The following is a 24317-nucleotide window of genomic DNA, read 5'->3' as shown; positions in this document are numbered from 1 at the left end:
TGATGGCTACAAGACGTCCACGCCGTCGAGCCGCAGTTGCACTGGGCCGGCTGTCCGTTTCGCTGCGTTCGCTGCCTTGACAGCACGCATGGCGCGGGTAGCGTCTGCGGCGTCTGCGTAGGGAATGAAGTACAGAGTGCGGACGTCTGCTTCGGCCTCACTTCCAGCGCCCTGGGCACCACTGGAGAACAGCTGAAGTGGCGCCGGACCGGCGCTGCGCAGCTTCGTAGCGGACTTCAGCTTGACGCTTGCCTCGAAGGTATCGGAAAAACGCCCGACGTCGGCCCTTGGCCCGGTCACTGAAGCTACCCGCACTGCCGGCGGAAGCTGGAGTTCCTTCCGAAGTGCCAGTTCACGCGACGCGTAGCCCGGTGCATCCCAGCGCAGCAGGGCTCCGGTGGCGCTTGTGTCGTCTGCGGTGATGACTACCAGCCCACCCTGTTTGGAGGGTTTCACCAGCGACGCCGCGTTGAACCACCGCCGAACGGTGTCCTCGCCGGCGCGCAGGTTTTCCCGGCGGAGCAAGGAATTGCCATCCAGAAGCAGCGCTGCCGCGTACCCCTGGGGAGCCACGGGTTCGGCGCCAACTGTGGCAATGACCAATGCCGGAGCGTCAGGCACCGTTGCCTTGATGTTCTCCCCCGACGATGTGATAACCGTTTGTCCAGGAAAAGCCCGCCCGAGTTCCTCCGCTGTTCGCACGGCTCCTGCCGCAACCCGGCGCAGGCGTGTGCCGTTGCAATGGTTGCAGCGCCACTGCGGTGCCGGCGTGGAACACCAACGACAAAGCGGCAGGGCGGAACTGCTGGAGATTGCAAGCGGTCCTTGGCAGTTGTTGCAGCGGGCCAGCTCCCGGCACGTCTCGCAAGCCAGGGAGGGCGCGTAGCCGGCACGTGCAACCTGCACCAGCACAGGGCCATGTTCCAAGCCTTCCTTGGCAGCACGCCATGCCGCTCCCGGCAAACGTGCAATCCGGGCCAGGGGATCCCGTTCCTGTTCAAAGCTGTCAGCTGTGTTCAGGACCCGCGGAACAGTGGAGCGAATGACCGTTCGGGGCGCCTCGATCGGCACAGCCCATTGCATTTCAACCAGGCGCTGGAGTTCAGTGCTGCGGCTGTGCGATGCCATCAGGCAGGCTGCATTCTCCTGCTCGGCCCGTAGGAGCAGTACTTCCCGCGTGTGCGCGTAGGGAGCCCGTTGGTCGATGTGGAGGTCATCGCCGTCGTCCCAACAAACCACGAGTCCCAGCTCCCGCACCGGCGCATAGGCGGCAGACCTCGTGCCGATGGCTACACGCGCTTCGCCACTGAGGATTCGCAGGAAGCTTCGGTAGCGCGGAGTTTGACCATCGTCAGCCGTGAGCCGCGCGACGTCACCCGCCGGCAGGACCTTGGCGAGGGCCACCTCCAGCTGTTCAAGATCCCTGTAATCCGGAACGACCACCACTGCACCACGGCCGGATGCCCGGACTGCCCCAACAGCCGCGGCAACCAACGAAGGCCAACCCCCAGGGCCGAATCCCTGCAGCGCCGTGAGGACAGCCTTGGGCGATCCGCCACCGGTGAGGTGATGGAGGTACGAGGCTCCGTTGGAGTAGGAACCCCAGGCATGGGCGTCCGGCACAGTTGACGGAAGCTCCGATTCTGGTGCTGCGCCCCCGGAGAGTAGCTCCTTCTCCACTTTGGCAACGCGAGGGGGAACAGCAGTACGCAGGACATCGCTCAAGGTTCCGGCGTAGCGCGCAGCTACCGTTCCAGCCAGCTCAGCGATTTGGGGCGTCAGGACCGGTAGCGTGGAGATTACTTTGTGAAGTGGGGTCAGCGGATGGCCGGCATCCGAAGTCTCGACGCGTTCCAGCACGAAGCCATTGAGCTCCTGGCCGTTGAACTTCACTTTCACGCGGACTCCGGGAACGGCGGAATTACCGAGTTCAGCGGGCACGCTGTAATCGAAGGGCCGGTCCAGGTGTGGCAGGGAGGATTCCAGCACCACACGGGCAACGGGATTCACTGAAGCCAACGGGGGTCCACTGACGGGAGGCTTGTCAGGGAAACCTTGAAGCAAAGAGGGTTGAAGCAGCGACGGCTGGGCTTCGTGTCCGGCCATGCTCGTCACCTCCAACTCAATTGCGCGGGCTTTCCACGCAGGAACGACTTCCCGCGCAGGAACGAAGGATGCCCGCAGCGGGATCGACCCACTGCGGGCATCTCTCTGGCTCCAGCCAATCATGGGCCACCGACAAAGTTACAAACACCGGCTGGCACAAGCAGATGAGCGGGAGATCAGGCGTTGAAAAATTCCTTCAGGTCCGCCACACGGTCCAGGCGCTCCCACGTGAAGTCGGGCTCGTCGCGGCCAAAATGGCCGTGAGCCGCCGTCTTGGTGTAAATGGGACGCTTGAGGTCCAAGGCGTCGATGATGGCCCGGGGGCGGAGATCGAAGAGCTCGTTGATCGCCTCACTGATACGGGCAGGGTCAACAGTTTCCGTGCCGAAGGTCTCTACGTACGTTCCGACCGGACGGGCTTGGCCAATCGCGTAGGCAATCTGGATCTCCGCACGTTTGGCCAGACCTGCAGCTACCACGTTCTTGGCAACCCAGCGCATGGCGTAAGCAGCTGAACGATCCACTTTGGACGGGTCCTTGCCGGAGAACGCGCCTCCACCGTGCCGGGAGAACCCGCCATAGGTATCGACAATGATCTTCCGACCTGTCAGGCCTGCATCGCCAACCGGGCCACCGATCACGAAGGCACCCGCAGGGTTCAGGATGTTGGCTACATGGGAGATGTCAAGGTTGGACGCCGCCAGAACGGGATCGATGACGTGGCTCGCGAGGTCGGCGCGCAGTTGCTCCAAGCTCGCGTCTTCGGCGTGTTGGCTGGAAATCACCACCGTTTCAACCGAAACCGGGCGATCGCCGTCATACCCAACGGTGACCTGCGTCTTGCCATCCGGACGGAGGTACGCAAGTTCGCCGCTCTTGCGGACCTCGGTAAGGCGCTCGGACAAACGGTGGGCAAGCCAGATGGGCGTCGGCATGTAGGACGCAGTTTCGTCGCTGGCATAACCGAACATAATGCCCTGATCGCCCGCGCCCTGGAGGTCGTAGTCGTCCTCCTGACGGCCTTCACGCGCCTCAAGCGAGTTGAAGACCCCACCGGCGATGTCATTGGACTGCTGCCCGATCGACACTGAGACGCCGCAGCGGGCACCATCGAAACCATTGGCAGAGGAGTCGTAGCCGATGCCGAGAATGGTTTCGCGGACAATCTGCGGTATCTCGACGTAAGCGTCAGTGGTTACTTCACCGGCCACGTGGACCAGGCCGGTGGTGGCCATGGTCTCGACAGCTACCCGGGATTCAGGGTCAGCAGCCAGCAGCCCATCCAAGATGGCGTCACTGATTTGGTCGCAGATCTTGTCTGGATGCCCTTCAGTGACCGACTCGGACGTAAAGAGCCGGAGCTTGGACGGGGTGCCATGATGTTCATGGTGCAGCGGTAAAGTCACTCGACCACCTTACTGTGTTGCGGGGCGGCGGCATCTGCCGTGTGTCCCTATGCTAAGAATTTCGGGCGGAGGCTACCGCCGGGGGATGTTACCGGGCCGGAAAAACCCTGGCCAATTCGGAGCCCACCCGATCCACGACTGCCGCGGCGACGTCAGCCTTGGATCCGGAAGCGGACTCCGGGTCGGCGCCATGGCCGGAAAGGATCACTACGGAGTTGTCATCCTGGCCGAAGACGCGCCCAACCCCGACGTGGTTAACCACCAGGAGGTCACAGCCCTTGCGTTTGAGCTTCGCCGTGGCGTGTTCCAGAACGTCACCTTGGGCATCGCCCGTCTCGGCGGCAAAGCCCACGATCAGCTGCTGGCCACCCTCGGCGTTGCGCCGTTCGACGAGCTCATGCAGGATGTCCGGGTTCCGAACCAGGCGTACCAAGGGTGCGTCCTCGCCGTCGACCTTCTTGATCTTGGTATCCGAAACCTCCGCGGGACGGAAATCCGCCACAGCGGCAGCCATGATGACGACGTCGGAATCCACCGCAGCTTTCAGCGCTGCCTCACGCAGTTCCAGGGCGGACTCAACGCGGACAAGCTCGACGCCGGCGGGCGGCTCGACGTCCATATGCGCGGCAAGGAAACGAACGGTTGCACCGGCAGCCAACGCAGCCGCTGCCAGGGCCGCACCCTGTTTGCCTGACGAGCGGTTACCCAGGAAACGCACCGGGTCCAACGCTTCCCTGGTCCCACCAGCCGAAATCGTCACCGTTCGGCCAGCAAGGGAAGCATGGGTTGCCGGCACAGCCTGGGGCGAATCCGCCTCAGTAGCGGCCTCGGCCAATGCCATGGCTGCCGTGAAAATTGCCTCCGGTTCGGGCAAGCGGCCCGGACCGGAATCAGCACCGGTCAGGCGGCCGCTGGCTGGCTCAAGGACTGTGACGCCTCGACTCCGCAAGGTTTCCACGTTGGCCTGGGTTGCTGCATGCTGCCACATTTCAGTGTGCATCGCCGGAGCGAACAGCACCGGCCCGTGCGCCATAAGGAGCGTATTCGTGAGGAGGTCGCCGGCCTGGCCGGTTGCCGCCTTTGCGAGGAGATCTGCCGTAGCCGGCGCGACGACGATCAAGTCAGCCTCGTGGCCCAGACGCACATGGTTGACCTTCTCAACGTCGTCAAAGACGCTGTTGCTGACCGGATTCCCGGAGAGCGCCTCCCACGTGGCAACACCGACGAAACGGGTGGCTGCTTCGGTTGGGATCACCGTCACCTGGTGTCCGGCTTCAGTAAAAAGCCGGAGGAGCGATGCAACCTTGTAGGCTGCGATCCCTCCCCCGACTCCGAGGACTATGCGCACGTGACCTCCGTCAACAGGCAGTCTGTTTTATTCTGCGGGCTCGATCGGCGTGGAAACCAGGAGGCCTTCGTTGATCTCGCGGAGGGCGATCGACAATGACTTCTCGTTCAGCTTGGTGTCTACCAAGGGACCGACGTACTCGAAGAGGCCCTCGTGCAGCTGGGCGTAGTAGGCGTTGATCTGGCGGGCACGCTTGGCGCCGAAGATCACCAGTCCGTACTTGGAATCGGCAGCCTCAAGCAGCGAATCGATCGGCGGGTTGATGATGCCTTCAAGGTTCGTGGACACGAATTCTCCAAATTCTAGCGGGCCGACAAGTGCAAGCGCTTAGCGCTCGTGCGGGGTTAGCCCCATGAGTGAAACAAGCTCGTCCGCTGCCCGGCGAACGTCGTCATTAATGACGGTGTGGTCAAACTCCGGTTCAGCAGCAAGTTCCAGTTTAGCGGTTTCCAGCCTGCGCTGCTGTTCCTCGGCAGATTCAGTGCCGCGACCAACAAGCCGCCGCACCATTTCTTCCCAACTGGGCGGTGCCAGGAAGACGAACTTGGCATCCGGCACAGCAGCCTTTACCTGCCGTGCACCTTGGAGGTCAATCTCGAGCAGTACCGATTTCCCCTCCGCAATCGCAGCATTGACGGTGCTCCGGAGCGTACCGTAGCGGTTGTGGCCGTGGACCACGGCCCACTCCAGGAGTTCGCCATCGGCTACCAGTGAGTCAAACTCGTCGGCGGACTTGAAGAAGTAGTGAACCCCGTCCTTCTCCCCTGGACGCGCCGCACGGGTGGTGGCGGAGACGGAAAGCCAAACTTCTGGATAGTTGTCCCTGATGTAGGTGGATACGGTTCCCTTGCCAACAGCAGTTGGGCCTGCGAGGACAGTCAGTCCAGGTTTCTTGCTCACGGATTCCTTCGGGGAGATGCGTCAAACGCTTTGCTGGGTATCCATAAAATCTACCAGCGCCCGGGCCTGGTGAATGCCCAAGCCCCTGATGCGCCGGGATCCGGCGATACCTATCTCCGCCATGATCCCGGCCGCACGTACAGGTCCTATGCCCGGGAGTGCCTCCAGGAGCTCCACTACCCGCATCCGCGCAATGGCTTCATCCGTAGTGCCTGAAGAGATCAGCTCAGCAATGCTCACTTCACCGCGTTTGAGCCGTTCTTTGGCTGCGGCCCGCACAGCGCGCGCCTTTGCAGCCTTATCCAAAGCATCGGAACGCTCCTGCGGTGTCAGCTCTTTCAGACCCACGGCCAAACCCCTGTCAGATCGGATTTGTGATTCACGTCACGCGAAACTGATCCTGAACCTACCGGCAGGCGGCGGGTTGCGCAATGAGGCGCCAGCGAATCATTCCGCCCGCAGGCTGTCCAGCGTTTCCTGGGTAGCCGCCCGCAACGCAGCACTCGTTGGACCGGCGGCAAGGATGCCCCGGCTCGACGTAGCCAGCACTGTTGGATAGGCTGCGCCGAAGGTCGAGCGGAGATCCGCCGGCGTAGCACCCTGCGCCCCCAAGCCGGGCGCCAGGATAGCTCCGCGGACCGGGCCGAGGTCGATGTCCAGATCCTTGAGTGCAGAACCTATGGTGGCGCCCACAACAAGTCCCACTGAACCCAGGACACCCGAGTACCGCTGGTTCTCGGATGCGGCCGCATTAACGATCCCCCGAGCGACGGAATTGCTTCCGCCAACGTGCTGGACAGACTTTCCCTCCGGATTGGATGTCAATGCGAGCACAAAGACTCCCCTGCCATTTTGCGCAGCAAGGTCCAACGCCGGACGCAAGGACTCGAAGCCGAGGTAGGGACTCAAGGTCACCGAGTCCGCGGCCAAGGCCGAACCGTCACGCAGCCACGCATCTGCATAGGCAGCCATGGTGGAACCGATATCACCGCGCTTGGCATCGGCGATGCTCAGCACATCCGCATCAGCGGCTGCGGCCAACGTCCGCTCCAGGACAGCCATGCCCGCAGAGCCGTGACGCTCATAAAGCGCCACCTGCGGCTTCACTGCGGCAGCGAGGGAAGCCACGGCTTCCACAACGCTGAGCGAAAAGCGCTCCAGCCCGGCGACGTCGTCGTTCAGTCCCCAGTCAGCCAGCAGCTGGGGATGGGGATCGATTCCAACACACAGCGGACCACGGGTGGCCATTGCGCTAGCCAGCCGGGAGCCAAATGACTCCCGGACCGGCTGCTGTCCATCCTGGGCCTCGTGCGCACCAACGATGTCAGGCATTGACGGCGGCCTGGGATTCGCTGAGGTTGGCTGCGTGCTCCTGAAGGCTGGTGACTGACCATTCGTAGGTGCGCAGTGCCTCAATTGCCTGCACGGCTGCGTTGAATTCAGCCACGGTGGTGATGCAGGGAATGCCGATTGATGTGGCCGCTGCCCGGAGCTCGTAGCCGTCACTGCGGGCTTCCCCGCCGGACGGGGTGTTGAAGACCATGTCGATCTCGCCGGCAATGACGAGGTCGGCAATGGTGCCTTCGCCTTCAGCGCTGCTGCCCTCGGCCACCTTACGGACCGGAGTCGCCTGGATGCCGTTACGGCGCAGGACGTCAGCCGTGCCACCCGTGGAGACGATCTCGAAGCCGAGGTCCGAGAGGCGCTTGACGCCCATGATCACCGAGCGCTTGTCGCGGTTGGCCACGGAAACGAAGATCTTGCCTTCGGTGGGCAGCGCGTTGTTTGCGGCGGCCTGGCTCTTGGCGAATGCGGTATCGAAGTGCTTGTCGATGCCCATCACTTCGCCTGTGGACCGCATTTCCGGGCCGAGCAGGGAGTCGACAACTTTGCCCTCCGGCGTACGGAAGCGGCTGAACGGCAGGACGGCTTCCTTGACGGCGACCGGCGCGTCCAGGGGCAACGTGGAACCGTCACCGGTTTCCGGCAGCATCTTGTAGGCACTGCGCAGTTGGTTGATGGTGACGCCGGTACCAATGAGAGCGGCAGCCTTGGCCATCTGCACCCCGGTTGCCTTGGAAACGAAGGGCACTGTCCGCGAAGCGCGCGGGTTGGCTTCAAGGACGTAGAGGACGTCCGAGGCCAGCGCGAACTGGATGTTGATGAGGCCACGGACGCCCACGCCCTCGGCGATGGCCCGCGTAGCCGTCCGAACGCGCTCGATCACGTTGCTGCCGAGTGTGATCGGAGGAAGGACACAGGCGGAGTCTCCGGAGTGGATACCCGCCTCTTCGATGTGCTCCATGATGCCGCCGAGGTACATGTCGGTGCCGTCGAACAGGGCGTCGACATCGATTTCGACCGCGTCTTCGAGGAAGCGGTCGATCAGCACGGGGTGATCCGGCGTGATTTCCGTGGCGTTGGCAATGTAGCGGGAAAGGTTGGCTTCGTCGTAGACGATTTCCATGCCGCGGCCGCCCAGGACATAGGACGGACGGACGAGCACGGGATAACCGATCTCGTCAGCGATCTTCTTGGCATCCTCGAAGGAAACTGCGGTGCCGTTCTTCGGGGAGGTCAGGCCGGCCTCGTCCAGGACCCGGGCGAAGGCGCCACGGTGCTCTGCGAGATCAATGGCCTCAGGCGACGTGCCCAGGATCGGCACGCCGGCGTCGGCAAGCTGCTGTGCGAGCTTCAGGGGCGTCTGGCCTCCGAGCTGGACGAAGACGCCCATGACGCCACCCGTGCGCTCTTCAGCCGCGATGACCTCGAGGACGTCCTCGAGGGTCAAGGGCTCGAAGTAGAGGCGCGTTGAGACGTCGTAGTCGGTGGAGACTGTCTCGGGGTTGCAGTTGACCATGACGGTCTCGTAGCCGGCCTTGCGCAGCGCCATGGAGGCGTGGACGCACGAGTAGTCGAACTCGATGCCCTGGCCAATGCGGTTGGGGCCGGAACCGAGAATGATGACAGAGGGCTTGGCGTGCAGGCCTACCTCATCTTCCTCGTCATACGCCGAGTAGTGGTACGGCGTGTAGGCAGCGAACTCTGCAGCACAGGTATCCACAGTCTTGTAGACCGGACGGATTCCCAAGGCCTGACGGACCCCGCGGACCACTGCCTCATTGTTGTGCGTCAGGGCACCGATCTGTTCGTCGGAGAAGCCGTGGCGCTTGGCGTTGCGCAGCATTTCCTCGGTGAGGACGCCGGCCTTGCGGATCTCCTGCGCGGTCTCGTTAAGGAGCTGCAGCTGGTCCAGGAACCAAGGATCAATCTTGGTGGCTTCGAAGAGGTCTTCCACCGTGGCGCCACCCAGGAGCGCGCGCTGCACCTGGTAAAGGCGGTCTGTCGTGGGACGCTTGGCCTTCTCGATGAGCTCAGCCACCTCGTACTCCGGAACGGAGCTGAAGTCCAGCTGCGAGCCCTTCTGCTCCAGCGAGCGAAGTGCCTTCTGCAGTGCTTCGGTGAAGTTGCGTCCCATGGCCATGGCTTCGCCAACAGACTTCATTGTGGTGGTCAGCGTGTTGTCGGCTGCCGGGAACTTCTCGAAGGCGAAACGCGGAACCTTGACCACTACGTAGTCCAAGGTGGGTTCGAACGACGCGGGCGTCTTCTGGGTGATGTCGTTCGGGATCTCGTCCAGGGTGTAACCAAGGGAGAGCTTGGTGGCGATCTTGGCGATGGCAAAGCCGGTTGCCTTGGAAGCCAGCGCGGAGGAACGCGATACGCGCGGGTTCATCTCGATTACCACTACGCGGCCCGTGGCGGGGTCAATGGCGAACTGGATGTTGCAGCCACCGGTGTCCACGCCGACTTCACGGATAACGGCGATGGAGACGTCCCGAAGCTTTTGGTACTCGCGGTCCGTGAGGGTCAGCGCCGGAGCAACCGTGATGGAGTCACCGGTGTGGACGCCTACGGGATCGAAGTTCTCGATGGAGCAAACAACAACGACGTTGTCGTTCTTGTCGCGCATCATCTCAAGCTCGTATTCCTTCCAGCCGAGAATGCTCTCTTCGAGCAGGACCTCGGAGGTGGGGCTGTACTGGAGGCCCTGGCCGACGATGCGGCGGAGGTCATCCTCGTTGTAAGCCAAGCCCGAGCCCAAGCCACCCATGGTGAAGGACGGCCGGACCACCATGGGGTAGCCGAGGTCCTCAGCAGCAGCGAAGGCCTCTTCCATGGTGTGGATGATGTGGCTGCGGGCCGACTCGGCGCCACAGCGCTCAACGACGCCCTTGAACTTCTCTCGGTCTTCCCCAAGCTCAATGGCAGCAATGTTCGCGCCAATGAGTTCCACGTTGTACTTCTCCAGCACACCGTTCTTGTCCAATGCGATGGCAGTGTTCAGGGCCGTCTGGCCACCCAGGGTGGGCAGGATGGCGTCCGGACGCTCCTTGGCGATGATCTTCTCAACGACCTCGGGCGTGATGGGCTCAACGTAGGTTGCATCGGCGAACTCGGGGTCCGTCATGATCGTGGCGGGGTTGGAGTTCACGAGGATGACCCGGAGGCCTTCCTCCTTGAGGACGCGGAGAGCCTGGGTGCCGGAGTAGTCGAACTCGGCTGCCTGGCCGATAACGATGGGGCCGGAACCGATGACAAGGACGCTCTTGAGATCTGTACGCTTGGGCATTACTTCTTGTCCTCAGTCTTGGAGTCGGTGGTGTTGGCGGCGCCGGAGGTGGCCGATTTGGTTTCGGCCATGAGGTCGATAAAGCGGTCGAAGAGGTATGCAGCATCGTGCGGGCCAGCCGCGGCCTCGGGGTGGTACTGGACCGAGAACGCCGGGATGTCCAGGCACGCAAGGCCTTCAACGACGTCGTCATTCAAGGAGACGTGGCTGACTTCGACGCGGCCATAACGCTCCTCGGGGGCGATAGTGGCACCGTTCAGCGGGGCGTCGACGGCGAAGCCGTGGTTCTGCGAGGTAATTTCGACCTTGCCCGTGCGGCGGTCCATCACCGGCTGGTTGATGCCGCGGTGGCCGTACCGCAGCTTGTAGGTGCCGAAGCCGAGGGCGCGGCCCAGGATCTGGTTTCCGAAGCAAATGCCGAAGTACGGCAGTTTCTCGTCCAGCACCGAACGCAGGAGTGAAACCTGGTGGTCTGCGGTAGCGGGGTCACCCGGACCGTTGGACATGAAGAAGCCGTCCGGGTTGACCGCGTTGACCTCCTCCAGGGTGGACGTCGCCGGAAGGACATGCACCCGCACGCCGCGTTCGGCGAAGCGGACCGGGGTCATGGCCTTGATGCCGAGGTCGACGGCGGCAATGGAGAACCTGGGCTCGCCTTCCCAGCCGTGGTCCTTGGGTTCCACGACGTAAGCCTCGTCAATGGAGACCTCTTCAGCCAGCGCTGCGCCTTCCATGGGAGCGCTTGCCAGCACTGCGTCCAGGAGCTCCTTGTCCGATGCCTGTGCGGCCGCACCCGAGAAGATGCCTGCGCGCATGGTCTTGTGCTCGCGGAGGTGGCGGGTGATGGCACGGGTATCGACGCCCTGGATGCCCACGATGCCTTGCTCGACGAGTTCGTCATCGAGGCTGCGTTCCGAGCGCCAGTTGGAGGGGCGGCGGGCGGCATCGCGCACAATGTAGCCAGCCACCCAGATGCGGCGGGACTCAGCGTCCTCGCTGTTGACGCCCGTGTTGCCGATGTGGGGTGCGGTCTGCACCACGAGCTGGCGGGCGTAGGAAGGATCGGTGATGGTCTCCTGGTAGCCGGTCATTCCGGTGGCGAAGACGGCCTCACCGAGGGCCGTTCCCTGGGCGCCGTAGCTACGGCCGCGGAACATGCGGCCGTCTTCGAGCACCAGTACTGCTGCTGAGGGGGTGGGTGTGGTGGCTGCTTTACTGTCCGTCACTTTATTACTTTCCACTATCGGCATCTGCCTGAGGGGCTGCGGAGATCAATTCTTGGATGGCTTCGAGGAGGAGCTCTTTGTCGGCTGCATGCCTGGTCCGGAACCCGGTATCCAGTTCCTTGCCGCCCAGCTTCCAACTGATGACCAGGAGTCCGTCTTTTTCCACGAACTTCCCGGCCATGCCGGCTGCTTGGCGGCTGTCAGCCACCGCGGAGCGCGGGATGAATACCGGGGCGGCGCCTGAGCGGTCGAACAAGATGCCTTCAGCGTGGACGCTCAGTTCCGCGTTGGTGCGGATTCCAAGGCCCTGCACTGCGATGCGGTCCAGCCAGTCCCCTGCCGTGGTAGTGGCAACGTACTGGCCCTCCGCTACGACCGTGGCCGGTGTCAGCCGCTGTGGCACCTCCGGGAGGCGTTCGACGTCGGCTTGTCGCCTGAGCCGGTTCCGCCACCCGATCCAGATCATCATCAGGACGACGATGATCAACGGCACCGTGATGAGCACAGTGAGTGTCTGGTTGTTCATCAGCTACCGCTGACTGCCCCGGCGGCATCCGGGGTTGGGTAGTTTCCGGCGTACCTGTACGGAGTGTTGAGCTTGCCGTTGAGAACGGTGGGGTGGCCCTTGAAGAAGGTTGCGACCACGGATCCGGGCAGCTCTTTGCCCTTGAACGGTGAATTGCGGCCCATGGTGGCCATCTTATGGGGGTCAACCGTCCAGCGGGCAGCCGGGTCCACCAGGATGACGTTGGCGGGCTCGCCTTCCTCCAACGGCCGGCCCTGGTCCGCTACGCGGCCAATAATTGCCGGGGTGAAGGAGGTGACCCGGGCGAAGTCTGCCCACGTCATGAGTCCGGTTTCGATCATGGTCTCCTGAACCACGGACAGTGCCGTTTCCAGGCCGGTCATGCCCATGGCCGCCTGCGCCCACTCGCATTCCTTGTGCTCGCTGGGGTGCGGGGCGTGGTCCGTGCCGACGACATCGATCGTGCCGTCGGCGAGGCCTTCGCGGAGCGCTTGGACGTCGGCATCCGTACGCAGCGGCGGGTTGACCTTGTACACGGGATCGTAGCTGCGGACCAGTTCGTCAGTGAGGAGCAGGTGGTGGGGCGTGACCTCGGCCGTGACGTTGATTCCCCGGGCTTTGGCCCAGCGGACGATTTCAACAGATCCAGCGGTGGAGACGTGGCAAACGTGGAGGCGGGAACCCACATGCTGCGTGAGCAGGACGTCGCGGGCGATGATGCTTTCCTCCGCCACGGCCGGCCAACCGGCAAGACCCAGCACCGCCGAGACGGCGCCTTCGTTCATCTGTGCCCCTGCGGTAAGGCGGGGTTCCTGCGCGTGCTGGGCCACCACGCCGTCGAACGCTTTGACGTACTCCAGCGCGCGGCGCATCAGCACGGGGTCGTGCACGCAGATGCCGTCGTCGGAGAACATCCGCACCTGGGCGCGGGAATCCGCCATCGCACCCAGTTCGGCAAGTTGTTCACCGGCCAGGCCCACCGTGACGGCGCCAACGGGGCGCACGTCCACCCAGCCCGATGCGCGGCCGAGGCTGTGGACCTGTTCGACGACGCCTGCCGTGTCTGCAACGGGGTTGCTGTTGGCCATGGCGTGGACGGCCGTGAAGCCACCAAGAGCCGCGGCACGAGTGCCGGTTTCGACCGTTTCCGCATCTTCGCGGCCGGGCTCGCGCAAGTGCGTGTGCACGTCAACCATGCCGGGGAGGGCAACCAGGCCCGTGCCGTCGATCACGGTGGCGTCGTCGTCGTGGAGGTCCTTGCCCCGAGCGGCGATGATGCCGTCGCGGATCAGCAGGTCTTCGGCTTCGCCGCCGAGAATGGCGGCCCCGCGGATTAGGTACGTGTTCTCGGCCATCAGTTGCTCTCCTTGGTGGGCTGGCTTACAGCGTGGGTGGTCGCTGCCGTTGCGGCAGTTGCTTCGCGGGAATCCCCGGAGAGCAGCAGGTAAAGGGCCGCCATGCGCACTGAAACACCGTTCCGTACCTGTGCAAGCACTGTTGAGCGGGGCGAATCGGCGGCGGCTGAGGAGATTTCCAGGCCACGGTTCATGGGGCCGGGGTGCATGATGATGGTGTCTTTCATGCCAAGGTCATCCAGTGCCCGAAGCCGGGCGTCGTCGAAGCCCCAGCGCCGTGAGTACTCTCGGGTAGACGGGAAGAACGAGGCATGCATGCGCTCACCCTGGACGCGCAGCATCATCATGGCGTCGACGCCCGCTTCCAGCGTTTCGTCCAGGTTGTAGCTGACCTTGCAGGGCCAGTGCTCGACGCCGATCGGCAGCAGTGTGGGTGGCGCCACCAACGTGACCTCGGCACCCAGCGTGCGCAACAACCAAACGTTGGACCGGGCCACGCGGGAATGCAGGACATCTCCGACGATCGCCACACGCATGCCTCGAAGGTCCGCTCCGCTGGATTTCGTCCCGTTCAGCTGGGACCAGTGGCGACGCATAGTGAACGCATCCAACAGCGCCTGCGTGGGGTGTTCGTGGGTACCATCGCCTGCGTTGATCACTGCGGCGTCGATCCAGTCCGTGGCGGCAAGCCGGTGCGGAGCACCGGAAGCCCAATGACGGATGACCACCGCATCCGCGCCCATGGCGGCCAGCGTCTGCGCTGTGTCTTTGAGGGACTCGCCCTTGGAAACCGAGGAGCCTTTGGCGGCGAAGTTGATGACATCGGCTGAAAGCCGCTTTGCTGCAGCTTCGAAGGAGATCCGGGTACGGGTGGAGTCCTCAAAGAAGAGGTTCACTACTGTGCGGCCGCGGAGGGCAGGGAGCTTCTTGACCTCGCGGTCGCCCACCGCCGACATTTCTTCGGCGGTGTCCAGCACGCGGATGGCGTCGAAGGCGCTGAGGTTCTCAGTGGAGAGGAGGTGCTTCACTTTCCGGCCTCGATTACTACTTCGTTGACCGGGACGCCGTCCACGGCGTCGATTTCCTCAAGGTGGACGCGGACCTTTTCCGCGGAGGAAGTGGGCAGGTTCTTGCCTACGTGGTCCGCCCGGATGGGAAGCTCGCGGTGGCCCCTGTCCACCAGGACGGCGAGGCGGACAATCCTGGGACGGCCAAGGTCCACCAAGGCATCAAGCGCTGCCCTGATGGTGCGGCCCGAATACAGGACGTCATCAATGAGGACAACAACCTTGTTGTCGATACCGGACAGTGGCAGGCGTGTGTGGTGGGGCGGCCTGGTGGGCTGGTGCGAAAGGTCGTCACGGAACATGGTGACGTCGAGTTGCCCGACGATCGTTTCCGCGTTGACGCTGGGGTCAGCCGCAGCGATCTTGTTGGCGAGCCGCACGGCCAAGGGATAACCGCGGCTGGGAATGCCCAGAAGAACCAGATCCTGCGAACCTTTGTTGGCTTCGAGGATCTCATGGGCGATACGAGTCAGCGCGCGATCGATGTCCGCTTGGTTGAGAACAACCCGCGACGGAACCTGCGCTGAAGTGACTTCAGTCATTCGCTCGTCTCCCCTTTCCCCGCCTCACGGGACGGAATTAAAAAAGGAATATTTGCCTTCCAAAACTACCACAGCGGAAACTGCCAGCCTCACCAGGCCACAGACGAGGCGTGAGTTAAAGCTCACATTCGGCCTGTGCAAAGCTCACATTCAGCCTGTGCAATAGGCTCTAAGCCATGAGCAGCGACCATCCTGGGCCCCCAGGCGGACACCAACCCTACCCGCGGCCGTACCTGGAACCGGCAGCCAATCCCACGTGGATCGGACGCGTACAGCCCGGAAACTACCAACCAGCGCCGGGGAACCCCGGGGGCCTTCCCCAGCAGACCTGGGCGGCACCACCGGTATCCCGGGGACGCCGGTCGCCGGGAACTCTCCCATTGCTCGTGGCAGGCGCCATATTGGTCTTCGGCAGTCTTCTTCTGGTGGTTCCCTTCCTTCTGGGCAATACAGGAATCACAGGCTTCGTGATCGGGTTCATCGCCTCCCTGATCCCGTTGTCGGTGGTGCTGCTGACCGTACGGCTCATTGACCGTTGGGAGCCCGAACCGAACAGGCTGCTGTGGTTCGCTTTCACGTGGGGAGCTGCAGTCTCGATCGCCGGAACATTGTTGATCCAGCCCCTCTTCGCCTTGGCAGCTCCTACCACCAGCGAAGAAGCATTCACCTATTTCATGGCTACGGTCCAGGCTCCCATCGTGGAGGAATTCACCAAATCGCTTGGCCTGTTGCTTCTCATCCTTGGCGCCCGGAAATATTTCGATGGTCCCGTGGATGGTGTGGTCTTTGCCTTTACCATTGCCGCCGGCTTCGCCTTCACCGAGAACATCCTCTACTTCGGCCGTGAGATCGCCTCCTCATCGGAGCCCGGCACGGACCTTGTCCGCATCTTTATCCTTCGCGGTGTCATGTCACCCTTCGCCCACGCCATTTTCACGGGGACAACCGGCCTGATTATGGGATTCGCCGCCCGGAGATGGCATTCCGGTTATGCAGTGCTGGCCTTCGCCATCGGTCTCCTGCCGGCCATGTTCCTGCACAACCGGTGGAACAGCATGGGCCAGGACTTCCTGCTGGACTACTTCGTGGTGCAGGTGCCGATCTTCCTGATCGCGGCCCTCGGCATCATTTTCCTGCGCCTTGCCGAAGGCAAACTCACGCGCCAGCGGCTGCTCGAATATGCCAGGGCCGGATGGTTCACGCCAGCCGAAGTTGAAATGCTCGCAACATCCCAAGGAAGGCGACAGGCGGTTCGCTGGGCAGCCTCGCGTGGACGTGCGGCGCAGATGCGGGCATTCATCAAGGGTGCCACGGCCTTGGCGTTCACCCGCCAACGCATCCTCAGCGGCCGCGATGTGCCGGTTCATCAGCAGGACGAACTTGACCATCTTCGCGCGATTCCAGAGCTCCGGGCGGCAGTGCTGCACTAGCAGAAAGAGAAGGACCCGCATCCTGCGTGGATGCGGGTCCTTTCAAGCCTGATTGAGACTTAGCCATTTCGACTCGGCCCTTTCGGGCCTGAAGCAGTCCGGCAGTGCTCCTACGCGAGCAGTGACGGCTTGAGCTTCTGGAGCCGGCCGAGCAAGCCGTTGATGAAGGCCGGTGATTCGTCCGTGGACATCGTCTTGGCGAGGGCCACAGCTTCGCTGACTGCCACTCCGTCCGGGACTTCGTCGTTGTAGAGGAGCTCCCAGGCACCAATGCGGAGGATGATGCGGTCTACCGAAGGCATCCGCTCCAGCGTCCAGCCCTGGGCATAGGTCTGCAGGAACTCATCGATGGTTGGCTGCATGGAGACGACACCCTCAACGATTTCCATCGTGTAAGGGTTAATGACGAGATCCGTCTTCTCCCGACGCGCCTTGAGCGCGTCGAAAGCCGAAACGGAACGCTGCTCCGCCTCGAAAAGTACTTCAAGTGCCCTGCTACGGGCTTTACCGCGTGCGCTCACTAGTCGTTGACCCGGCCCAGGTAGCTGCCATCGCGGGTATCAACCTTGACTTTGGTGCCCTGCTCCACGAACAGCGGAACCTGGATTTCGTAGCCGGTTTCCACGGTTGCAGGCTTGGTGCCTGCCGAGGAGCGGTCGCCCTGCAGGCCGGGCTCGGTGTAGGTGATTTCGAGAACGACGCTCGGCGGCAGCTCGATGTACAGCGGAGTGCCTTCGTGGATGGCGATGTTCACCATCTGGTTCTCAAGCATGAAGTTTGTGGCGTCGCCCACCGTAGCACCGGAAACGGTGATTTGGTCGTAGTCCTGGGTGTCCATGAAGACGAAGTCTTCGCCATCCTGGTACAGGTACTGGTAGTCACGGCGGTCAACCGTAGCGGTCTCGATCTTCAGGCCGGCGTTGAAGGTCTTGTCAACCACCTTGCCGGACATGACATTGCGCATCTTGGTGCGAACGAAAGCGCCACCCTTGCCCGGCTTGACGTGCTGGAACTCAATGATGTTCCAGAGCTGGCCCTCGAGCTTCAGTACGGTTCCGTTCTTGATGTCGTTTGTGGTTGCCACTCGTATCCTCTGGTTTCTCTCACTGGTTCTAGCTACGGTTTCTAGCTTCCAGCCGGGTATGCCAGCCAGCATGCCAAAAGGCGTGCCAGCGCGTATTTATCAAAAATCCAAGAACCATTCTACCGGCAAATGGGAAGTGGCTTGGTTTCGGGTGGTTCCAGCCTGGATCAGGATGCGAGTTCCAGCACGTCCCTGGCCCGTTGGAGGGCAACTGCGGAGGAGTAAATCAGCGCGGCATCGGCGGCGTTGGCAACCCTCAGGTCGAGGGCCCTGGCGAACTCTTCGGACGCTGCCAGCGCATTTCCGCTCACGAAGTAGGCCCTGCCCAAATACTGGTGCACGATCGCTTCCTTGGACGTGCCGTTGACTTCCTGCAGCAGCTGGCGGAACAGTTGGATGGCACGGTCCAGGCGGTTGGTGGCCCGGTGGACTTCAGCTTCAAAAATCCGCAATCGGAAGGATTCCGGGTCTTTGTAGCGGGCTTCGGCGAGCAATTCCGCTGCTTCCTTGGGCTGGTTCTCCAGCAGCAGCGCCATAATGCGGTCCGCCGGATCTTCCGAAGCAGCCAACGCTGATTCCAGTGCGTCTTCATTGACGACGACGGGCAGCAGAGTGTCGGGATTCATGCGGACGCCCGGGAACCCTGCGGTTGGCCAATCGCTGACGCCTTCCCTGAGGGCGGTCATCACGACGCAATCTCCTGGTAGGCGGCAAACAACAGGGACGTATCGGGGACGTCCAGAATGCCGGGCTTGGCTACGCCATCCAGGACAACAAAGCGCAGGAGATCGCCACGGGACTTCTTATCCCGGCGCATGCCATCCAGCAGGCCTTGCCAGCGGTCCTTGCGGTAGGTGATGGGCAATCCAAGGCTCTCGAGGATGGTACGGTGCCGGTCGGCGTCGGCGTCGGAGAGCCTTCCAACGCTTCGCGCCAGTTCAGCAGCGAACATCATGCCCACCGAAACGGCCGCACCATGGCGCCAGGAGTACCGTTCCACGAGTTCAATGGCATGGCCCAAGGTGTGTCCGTAGTTCAGGATTTCGCGCAGCCCGGATTCCTTGAGGTCCTGGGAGACTACGTTGGCTTTGACCGCAATGGCACGCTCGATGAGTTCACGGACAACGTCAGATTCCGGATCCATCACGGCGTCCGTGTTCTTTTCAACGAGGTCAAGGATCGCGGGATCGGCGATAAAGCCGCACTTGATGACCTCTGCCATCCCGGAGATCAGTTCGTTCCGCGGCAAGGTCTTGAGGGTGTCCAAATCGGCGAGTACAGCCGCCGGCGGATGGAATGACCCCACTAGGTTCTTGCCTTCGGCCGTGTTGATACCTGTCTTGCCGCCAACAGAGGCGTCCACCATACCCAGCAGGCTGGTTGGCATGTGGATCACTTTGACGCCGCGCAGCCACGTAGCCGCCACGAATCCGGCTAGGTCGGTCACCGCGCCACCACCCACGGCCACGATCGCATCCGAGCGAGTGAAATCGTTCTGTCCCAGAACTTGCCAGCAGAAGGCGGCAACCTGAATGTGCTTGCCCTCTTCGGCGTCCGGGATTTCTGCCGTCAGGGCAGTGAAGCCCGCAGCTTCGAGTTCATCGCGGACGGTGTCGCCGGTCAGGCGAAGAGCGCGCGGGTGAATGACAAGCACGCGTCGAACCCGTTCGCCAAGTTTGGCAGGAAGCGATTCGAGCAGGCCACGGCCCACTACGACGTCGTAGTTCTCCGCGCTGGATTGGCCGGTCACCTTGATGACGGTTGCTTCGTTGCTCACTTTTCAACTTCCTCTTTCAAGGCTGCATGCTGGCGCAGCCGCTCCTCCAGTTGGAGGCCGATTTCAGCCACGGATCCCGAACGGACGTCCAGGACGATGTCTGCAAGACGCTCATACACAGGACGCCTGGTGGCAAACAGCGCCTCCCAACGGGACATTGCGTCGCCCTGCAGCAAAGGCCTGCCGGTGTTTCGCTCGATCCGGTCCGCAACAGTCGAGGCGTCACATTCCAGGTAAACCACGGTGCACTCCCCCAGTAATTGCTGGGTTCCCGAGTCCAGGACGGCGCCGCCACCAAGCGAGATCACACTGGGCTGCTCCTTGGCGGCCTCGATGGCTTTCGCCACTGCCCGGGCTTCAATTTCCCGGAAGGCGTGTTCACCCCGGCCGGCGAAAATGTCCGCGATGCTGCCGTGCGCTGCGACCACCACGGCGTCGGTGTCCACGAATGGAACGCCGAGCTGCTGGGCCAGCTGCTGGCCGATCGCAGACTTGCCAACCGCCATAGGGCCCACGAGGACGACGGGACGGCCAGAACAGCCGTCCTGAATTGGGCGGCCCACTACCGTCCGACCGAGTCCAGGGTTGCCGGGATGTTCTCGAGGTAGCTCTGCAGGTTACGCGTGGTCTCGGCCACGGAGTCGCCACCGAACTTCTCGGCAATGGCTTCTGCGAGGACAAGGGCCACCATGGCCTCGGCCACAACGCCCGCTGCTGGAACTGCACAAACGTCCGAACGCTGGTGGTGGGCCTTGGCTGGTTCCCCGGTGCTGACATCAATGGTGCGCAGCGCGCGGGGAACAGTGGCAATAGGCTTCATGGCGGCACGGACTCGCAGAACTTCGCCGATGCTCATGCCACCCTCAATGCCGCCGGCACGGTTGGTCTGACGAATAATTTTGCCGTTCTCATCCTTGAGGATTTCGTCGTGCGCTGCAGAACCGCGGCGGGCAGCGGTGAGGAACCCGTCACCGACCTCAACGCCCTTAATGGCCTGGATGCCCATCAGCGCAGCGGCCAGTCGGGAATCGAGGCGGCGGTCCCAGTGGACGTAACTGCCCAATCCAGGCGGAAGTCCGTAGGCAAGGACCTCAACCACGCCTCCAAGGGTCTCGCCTTCCTTGTGGGCGGCATCCACCTCGGCGACCATTGCATCCGAAGTCTCGCGGTCGAAGCAGCGCAAGGGATCTGCGTCAAGGGCGATGACGTCCTTGGGCAGAGGCAACGCCTTGCCCTCGGGTACGGTGACGCTGGCAATGGAAACGGTATGGCTTACCAATTCCACGCCCAGCTGCTTAAGGAACTGGGCGGCAACGGTACCGAGAGCAACACGGGTGGCGGTCTCACGCGCACTTGCGCGCTCAAGGACCGGACGGGCTTCGTCAAAGCCGTACTTCTGCATCCCGGTGAAATCGGCATGCCCAGGACGCGGGCGCGTCAGGGGCGCGTTGCGGGCTTGGTCGGCAAGGACTTCAGGGTCCACAGGATCAGCAGACATAATCTGCTCCCACTTTGGCCATTCGGTGTTGCCCACCTGAATAGCGACCGGACCACCCTGGGTGATGCCGTGGCGTACGCCACCGAGGATCGTGACTTCGTCCTGTTCAAACTTCATGCGGGCACCACGCCCATAGCCCAGGCGACGACGCGCCAAGGCATCACGGATTTGCCCACTGGTGAGTTCAACACCGGCGGGCACGCCTTCAACAATTCCGATCAGAGCCGGACCATGGGATTCACCGGCAGTCAACCAACGCAACATATAACCAATCCTGCCATGTAAGGCCTCTAGAACACTCGCCGGGGAAGCCCAACTGAGTCGCACATCACATCTATGACGGAGGCGTCAACGTCACAGCCACTGAACTGCCGGATCTGCTCCGCAGCTTGGTACATCAGCATTTCAAGCCCTGGAACCACCGCTCCCCCATGGCCGTGCCAAACCTCGGCGAGGCGGCTCGGCCAAGGGTCATAAGCGACGTCCAGCAAAACCCCCGCCCCGGTTCCTGGCAGGGCAGCGAGTTCCTCCGCAAGCGCGTCGGCCGCGCGCGGTGGAAAAGTGGAGATGACCAGCCCGGACCCAGCCACAGCCGTGGCCGCCTCACTGAGGGGCCGGACCCGCAGGGAAATTCCGACGGCGGCCGCGGCGGCTTGCGCGTCGACGGCACGGGTTGTGTCCCGAACGAAAACGTCGACGTGTTCGGCTCCGAGCTCGCGGACGGCAGCGACCGCAGCCGCTGAGGTACCTCCACCGCCAAGAACAGCGGCATGCCCTGCCGAAGCGATTCCGGCGTAACGTACTGCCTCTACGATGCCCTTGACATCGGTGTTGTAGCCGACTCGGCGGACCGATCCGCCGTCGTTCTCGAAGACGACCGTGTTGATAACGCCCAAATGGGCGCCCGCGCCACGAACCTCATCGACTTCCCTGACCATGGCCGATTTTAGGGGCATGGTTACCGAAAGCCCGCACCACGACCCATCCCCGCGAAGGGAATCCATGAACGTCGGCAGCCTATCGACCGTCAGGTCGATTGCCGAGTACTCGATGTCCACGCCGAGCTTGGCGTAGGCAGCAGTGTGCATCGCCGGGGACTTCGAATGTGAGATCGGGTGCCCGAGGACCGCGGCGCGACGACTCACACGCACCGTCCGGCGTGGGCCTGGCACCACGCGTTGTACTGCTCAACGTAAGTGCTGTGTTCGGCCAGCGTCTTGGAGAACTTGGTCTCCTTGGTGTCCAGGTTGATGGTCACCCAGTACAGGTAATCATTTTGCGTCGGTTTGGCCGCTGCATCGATCGCCGTCTTGCCCGGGGAACCAATCGGACCGGCAGGCAGCCCAGGGTTCGCATAGGTGTTGTAGGTGTTGGACTTGTCAGCCTTCTCTTCATCGGTGAGGTGGAAGGACTTCTTGCCCAGGCCATAGGTGACTGTGGCATCTGACTGGATGAGGCCGTTGGTCTCGGTGTTGTTGGGCTTGAGCCGGTTATAAATAGCGCCGGCGACATTTCCGTAGTCGGCCTGGCCGCCCTCAGCCTGAACGATGCTGGCGATGGTTACGGTGTCGTACTGCTTGGCCGGATCCGTAATTCCTTGGGCCTTGAGCTCATCGAGGGTGGTGGAGACCAGCTTTTGGATAATGTCCTTACCTGATGTACCTAACGGGAAGCGGTACTCTCCCGGAGCCAAGAAACCCTCCAGGTTCTTGGCCTTGGCAGGTACCCCGAACTGTCCAGGCGCCTGGTTGAAACCGTTGAGTTGGGCCATCGGAATACTGGAACCCTTGGAGATTGCCTCTAGGGATTCGTTGATCCGGAGCCCGGCACTCAGGGCAAAGTAGATCACCTTGGAGGCGTCCTTATTGGCAAGGACCGCCACGGCGTCGGAGTTTTTCATCTCCGTGCGGAACGTGAATTCGCCCGGAGAGAGTTCGCCGCCTTCCGCCACGAATGCCTTGACGAAGGTATCGGCGTCAGCCACCACGTGGTTTTCGACGAGGGCGGTTGCCACTGCCTTGGGACCTGCGCCTTCCGGCACCGTGATGCTGACGGATCCTGTGCCCGGGCCCGGATAGTCCGTGACTTTGTCCATACCCAGGAGTGGCTTGAGGAATTGCGCGCCGATCGCAATGGCGGCAACGAAGACTCCCAGCGTGATCAGCAAGGCCAGGATACGACGACGGCGGCGCGCCTTCTTTGCCGCGGCCTTGGACACGGCCGGAGTTTCGACGGGAGCTATCAGATCATGATGGTGGTCGTGATGCAGCTCGTCGTGATGAAGCTCGTCGTGAAGTTCTTCGTGATCCAGGTGGCCTTCATGGCCTTCGTACGCGTAGTGCGGGTCATGCTCTGTGAACGGATGATCGTCAACGTGGACCGGGCCGTCATGGACACCGTAGTGGTGGGTTTCATTCACATGACCGGCGAAGACGGGTACAACGGCGGGGACCGTGTGGGCGTCTTCATGCTGCTCTTCGTCCGAAAGCAACGGATCCGCCGGCATTTCAGTATGTGCAGGCGTTTCGGTGACTACCGGCGTCGCAACAGTTGGTGAAGCCTCCGGAACCGGTGGAACAGCCGGAGCAGGAACATCCGCCTCAACCGGTTCAGGCACAGTAGTCGGCCGGGGAACGGCGGGAATCGGACGGGGCAGTTCAGGCTCAACGTCGGCCGAAGGCGCTGCTTCCCCGGGCGTCGCTTCGGGAACGGGTACGACGTTCTGGTTCTGGGTGGCGAGGAATCGTTCCCGCGCCCGCAGTTCCTTGCGGGTCAGCGGCATGCCGCCGCCAGCGGTTCCGCTGGAGGGGTCGTTGTTGACCGGGCTCACAGTTGCAGTCCCCTCGTAGAAGAATCTGGTTCAGGGCCGGAGGAAGCCTGCAGCGTTGGGGCACTGCGGGATGTATCAGACTGCGCCGGTGCATTTACTCGGCGGCCAACGTCCGTTCCTCTGGCTTGTTGCATTTCGATCGCGTGCTGAAGTATTCCAGCAGCGGCAACCTGATCAACCACTTTACGGTGGTTCTTGCTGCTCATGCCAGCTTCGTGCAGGTTGCGGTGCGCCGTAACAGTGGAAAGACGCTCGTCTACGAGGTTCACGGGAACGTCCAAACCGGCGCGCGCAAGCTCGCCCGCAAGCAGTTCGGCGTACTCCGTTGCCATTTGCGCGGAGCTTCGTTCCTCGCCCTTCATCGTCCTGGGCAAGCCTACGAAAATCTGCACGGCCCGCATTTCCGTAGCGTGTTTTACCACCACGCGAACATCGGAGTTCTTCTTGGCGTCGCGGCCCACTGTCTTAAAAGGCGTGGCCAGGATTTCGTCGGGGTCGCAAATGGCCAGCCCAACCCTGACGGTGCCGACGTCTACCCCCAGCTTGATGCCTTGGGGGTAGACGCCGCTGTTCGTACTGGAATTCACCG

23 protein-coding genes are annotated in these 24317 nt (G+C 62.5%); 1 reads left to right on the top strand and 22 read right to left on the bottom strand.

Going from position 1 to position 24317, the window contains the following annotated elements; genetic code table 11:
* Nucleotides 1-6: 6 nt before the first annotated feature.
* The 13 genes from ACFX4T_RS08105 to pyrR form a co-directional block, all read right to left on the bottom strand.
* Nucleotides 7-2106 carry a primosomal protein N' gene (locus ACFX4T_RS08105; RefSeq protein WP_377651415.1) on the bottom strand — a complete coding sequence of 700 codons (2100 nt, stop codon included), beginning with the start codon at nucleotides 2104-2106 and terminating at the stop codon, nucleotides 7-9.
* 176 nt (nucleotides 2107-2282) lie between these two features.
* The gene (gene metK, locus ACFX4T_RS08100; protein WP_224090531.1) at nucleotides 2283-3512 is read right to left on the bottom strand and encodes a methionine adenosyltransferase; all 1230 of its coding nucleotides are present in this window, start codon (nucleotides 3510-3512) and stop codon (nucleotides 2283-2285) included.
* Nucleotides 3513-3600: 88 nt separating this feature from the next.
* The gene (gene coaBC, locus ACFX4T_RS08095; RefSeq protein WP_377651414.1) at nucleotides 3601-4860 is read right to left on the bottom strand and encodes a bifunctional phosphopantothenoylcysteine decarboxylase/phosphopantothenate--cysteine ligase CoaBC; all 1260 of its coding nucleotides are present in this window, start codon (nucleotides 4858-4860) and stop codon (nucleotides 3601-3603) included.
* A gap of 27 nt (nucleotides 4861-4887) precedes the next feature.
* Entirely contained in the window at nucleotides 4888-5148 is a 261-nt protein-coding gene (gene rpoZ / locus ACFX4T_RS08090; protein WP_017197559.1) for a DNA-directed RNA polymerase subunit omega, read from the bottom strand.
* A gap of 39 nt (nucleotides 5149-5187) precedes the next feature.
* The gene (gene gmk, locus ACFX4T_RS08085; protein WP_223946185.1) at nucleotides 5188-5760 is read right to left on the bottom strand and encodes a guanylate kinase; all 573 of its coding nucleotides are present in this window, start codon (nucleotides 5758-5760) and stop codon (nucleotides 5188-5190) included.
* Nucleotides 5761-5781: 21 nt separating this feature from the next.
* Complete coding sequence (gene mihF / locus ACFX4T_RS08080) at nucleotides 5782-6108, bottom strand: integration host factor, actinobacterial type (RefSeq protein ID WP_216925571.1); 327 nt, start codon at nucleotides 6106-6108, stop codon at nucleotides 5782-5784.
* A 99-nt stretch (nucleotides 6109-6207) separates the two neighbouring features.
* On the bottom strand, nucleotides 6208-7092 hold the full coding sequence (gene pyrF / locus ACFX4T_RS08075; RefSeq protein WP_216925570.1) for an orotidine-5'-phosphate decarboxylase: 885 nt from the start codon (nucleotides 7090-7092) through the stop codon (nucleotides 6208-6210).
* A complete protein-coding gene (gene carB, locus ACFX4T_RS08070) occupies nucleotides 7085-10393 on the bottom strand; it encodes a carbamoyl-phosphate synthase large subunit (RefSeq protein WP_216925569.1) in 3309 nt (1102 codons plus the stop codon). The genes pyrF and carB overlap by 8 nt, the downstream gene beginning before the upstream one ends.
* Nucleotides 10393-11643, bottom strand: coding sequence for a glutamine-hydrolyzing carbamoyl-phosphate synthase small subunit (carA, locus tag ACFX4T_RS08065; protein ID WP_377651413.1), 1251 nt, complete (start codon nucleotides 11641-11643; stop codon nucleotides 10393-10395). Before carA ends, carB begins: the two co-directional genes overlap by 1 nt.
* Nucleotides 11624-12145 carry a hypothetical protein gene (locus tag ACFX4T_RS08060; protein WP_377651412.1) on the bottom strand — a complete coding sequence of 174 codons (522 nt, stop codon included), beginning with the start codon at nucleotides 12143-12145 and terminating at the stop codon, nucleotides 11624-11626. The genes carA and ACFX4T_RS08060 overlap by 20 nt, the downstream gene beginning before the upstream one ends.
* On the bottom strand, nucleotides 12145-13500 hold the full coding sequence (locus tag ACFX4T_RS08055) for a dihydroorotase (protein WP_377651411.1): 1356 nt from the start codon (nucleotides 13498-13500) through the stop codon (nucleotides 12145-12147). Before ACFX4T_RS08055 ends, ACFX4T_RS08060 begins: the two co-directional genes overlap by 1 nt.
* Nucleotides 13500-14528 (bottom strand): aspartate carbamoyltransferase catalytic subunit, encoded by a 1029-nt coding sequence (locus ACFX4T_RS08050; RefSeq protein WP_223946190.1) that lies wholly within the window; start codon nucleotides 14526-14528, stop codon nucleotides 13500-13502. The genes ACFX4T_RS08055 and ACFX4T_RS08050 overlap by 1 nt, the downstream gene beginning before the upstream one ends.
* Nucleotides 14525-15109, bottom strand: a complete 585-nt coding sequence (gene pyrR, locus ACFX4T_RS08045; protein WP_216925564.1) for a bifunctional pyr operon transcriptional regulator/uracil phosphoribosyltransferase PyrR — start codon at nucleotides 15107-15109, stop codon at nucleotides 14525-14527. The genes ACFX4T_RS08050 and pyrR overlap by 4 nt, the downstream gene beginning before the upstream one ends.
* Before the next feature lie 176 nt (nucleotides 15110-15285).
* Between pyrR and ACFX4T_RS08040 the strand changes: the two genes are divergently transcribed.
* Nucleotides 15286-16539: a PrsW family intramembrane metalloprotease gene (locus ACFX4T_RS08040; protein ID WP_377651410.1), complete on the top strand. Its 1254-nt coding sequence runs from the start codon at nucleotides 15286-15288 to the stop codon at nucleotides 16537-16539.
* A 110-nt stretch (nucleotides 16540-16649) separates the two neighbouring features.
* Here the strand turns inward: ACFX4T_RS08040 and nusB are convergent, their stop codons facing one another.
* The 9 genes from nusB to ruvX form a co-directional block, all read right to left on the bottom strand.
* Nucleotides 16650-17060, bottom strand: a complete 411-nt coding sequence (nusB, locus tag ACFX4T_RS08035; protein ID WP_216925562.1) for a transcription antitermination factor NusB — start codon at nucleotides 17058-17060, stop codon at nucleotides 16650-16652.
* Nucleotides 17060-17623, bottom strand: a complete 564-nt coding sequence (gene efp, locus ACFX4T_RS08030) for an elongation factor P (RefSeq protein WP_011774957.1) — start codon at nucleotides 17621-17623, stop codon at nucleotides 17060-17062. The genes nusB and efp overlap by 1 nt, the downstream gene beginning before the upstream one ends.
* 167 nt (nucleotides 17624-17790) lie before the next feature.
* On the bottom strand, nucleotides 17791-18312 hold the full coding sequence (locus tag ACFX4T_RS08025) for a tetratricopeptide repeat protein (RefSeq protein WP_223946193.1): 522 nt from the start codon (nucleotides 18310-18312) through the stop codon (nucleotides 17791-17793).
* The gene (aroB, locus tag ACFX4T_RS08020) at nucleotides 18309-19400 is read right to left on the bottom strand and encodes a 3-dehydroquinate synthase (protein ID WP_377651409.1); all 1092 of its coding nucleotides are present in this window, start codon (nucleotides 19398-19400) and stop codon (nucleotides 18309-18311) included. Before aroB ends, ACFX4T_RS08025 begins: the two co-directional genes overlap by 4 nt.
* Entirely contained in the window at nucleotides 19397-19963 is a 567-nt protein-coding gene (locus ACFX4T_RS08015) for a shikimate kinase (protein WP_377651408.1), read from the bottom strand. Before ACFX4T_RS08015 ends, aroB begins: the two co-directional genes overlap by 4 nt.
* Nucleotides 19963-21162: a chorismate synthase gene (gene aroC, locus ACFX4T_RS08010; RefSeq protein WP_216925558.1), complete on the bottom strand. Its 1200-nt coding sequence runs from the start codon at nucleotides 21160-21162 to the stop codon at nucleotides 19963-19965. Before aroC ends, ACFX4T_RS08015 begins: the two co-directional genes overlap by 1 nt.
* 26 nt (nucleotides 21163-21188) lie before the next feature.
* Complete coding sequence (locus tag ACFX4T_RS08005; RefSeq protein WP_377651407.1) at nucleotides 21189-22043, bottom strand: shikimate dehydrogenase; 855 nt, start codon at nucleotides 22041-22043, stop codon at nucleotides 21189-21191.
* Nucleotides 22040-23728, bottom strand: coding sequence for an endolytic transglycosylase MltG (mltG, locus tag ACFX4T_RS08000; RefSeq protein WP_377651406.1), 1689 nt, complete (start codon nucleotides 23726-23728; stop codon nucleotides 22040-22042). Before mltG ends, ACFX4T_RS08005 begins: the two co-directional genes overlap by 4 nt.
* Nucleotides 23725-24315 (bottom strand): Holliday junction resolvase RuvX, encoded by a 591-nt coding sequence (gene ruvX / locus ACFX4T_RS07995; protein WP_377651405.1) that lies wholly within the window; start codon nucleotides 24313-24315, stop codon nucleotides 23725-23727. Before ruvX ends, mltG begins: the two co-directional genes overlap by 4 nt.
* Nucleotides 24316-24317 lie beyond the last annotated feature (2 nt).

This window comes from Paenarthrobacter sp. YIM B13468 (assembly GCF_042788025.1).
GTDB lineage: Bacteria > Actinomycetota > Actinomycetes > Actinomycetales > Micrococcaceae > Arthrobacter > Arthrobacter aromaticivorans.
Note: the sequence above shows the minus strand (reverse complement) of the source record. Positions and strands in the feature narration are given on the sequence as shown.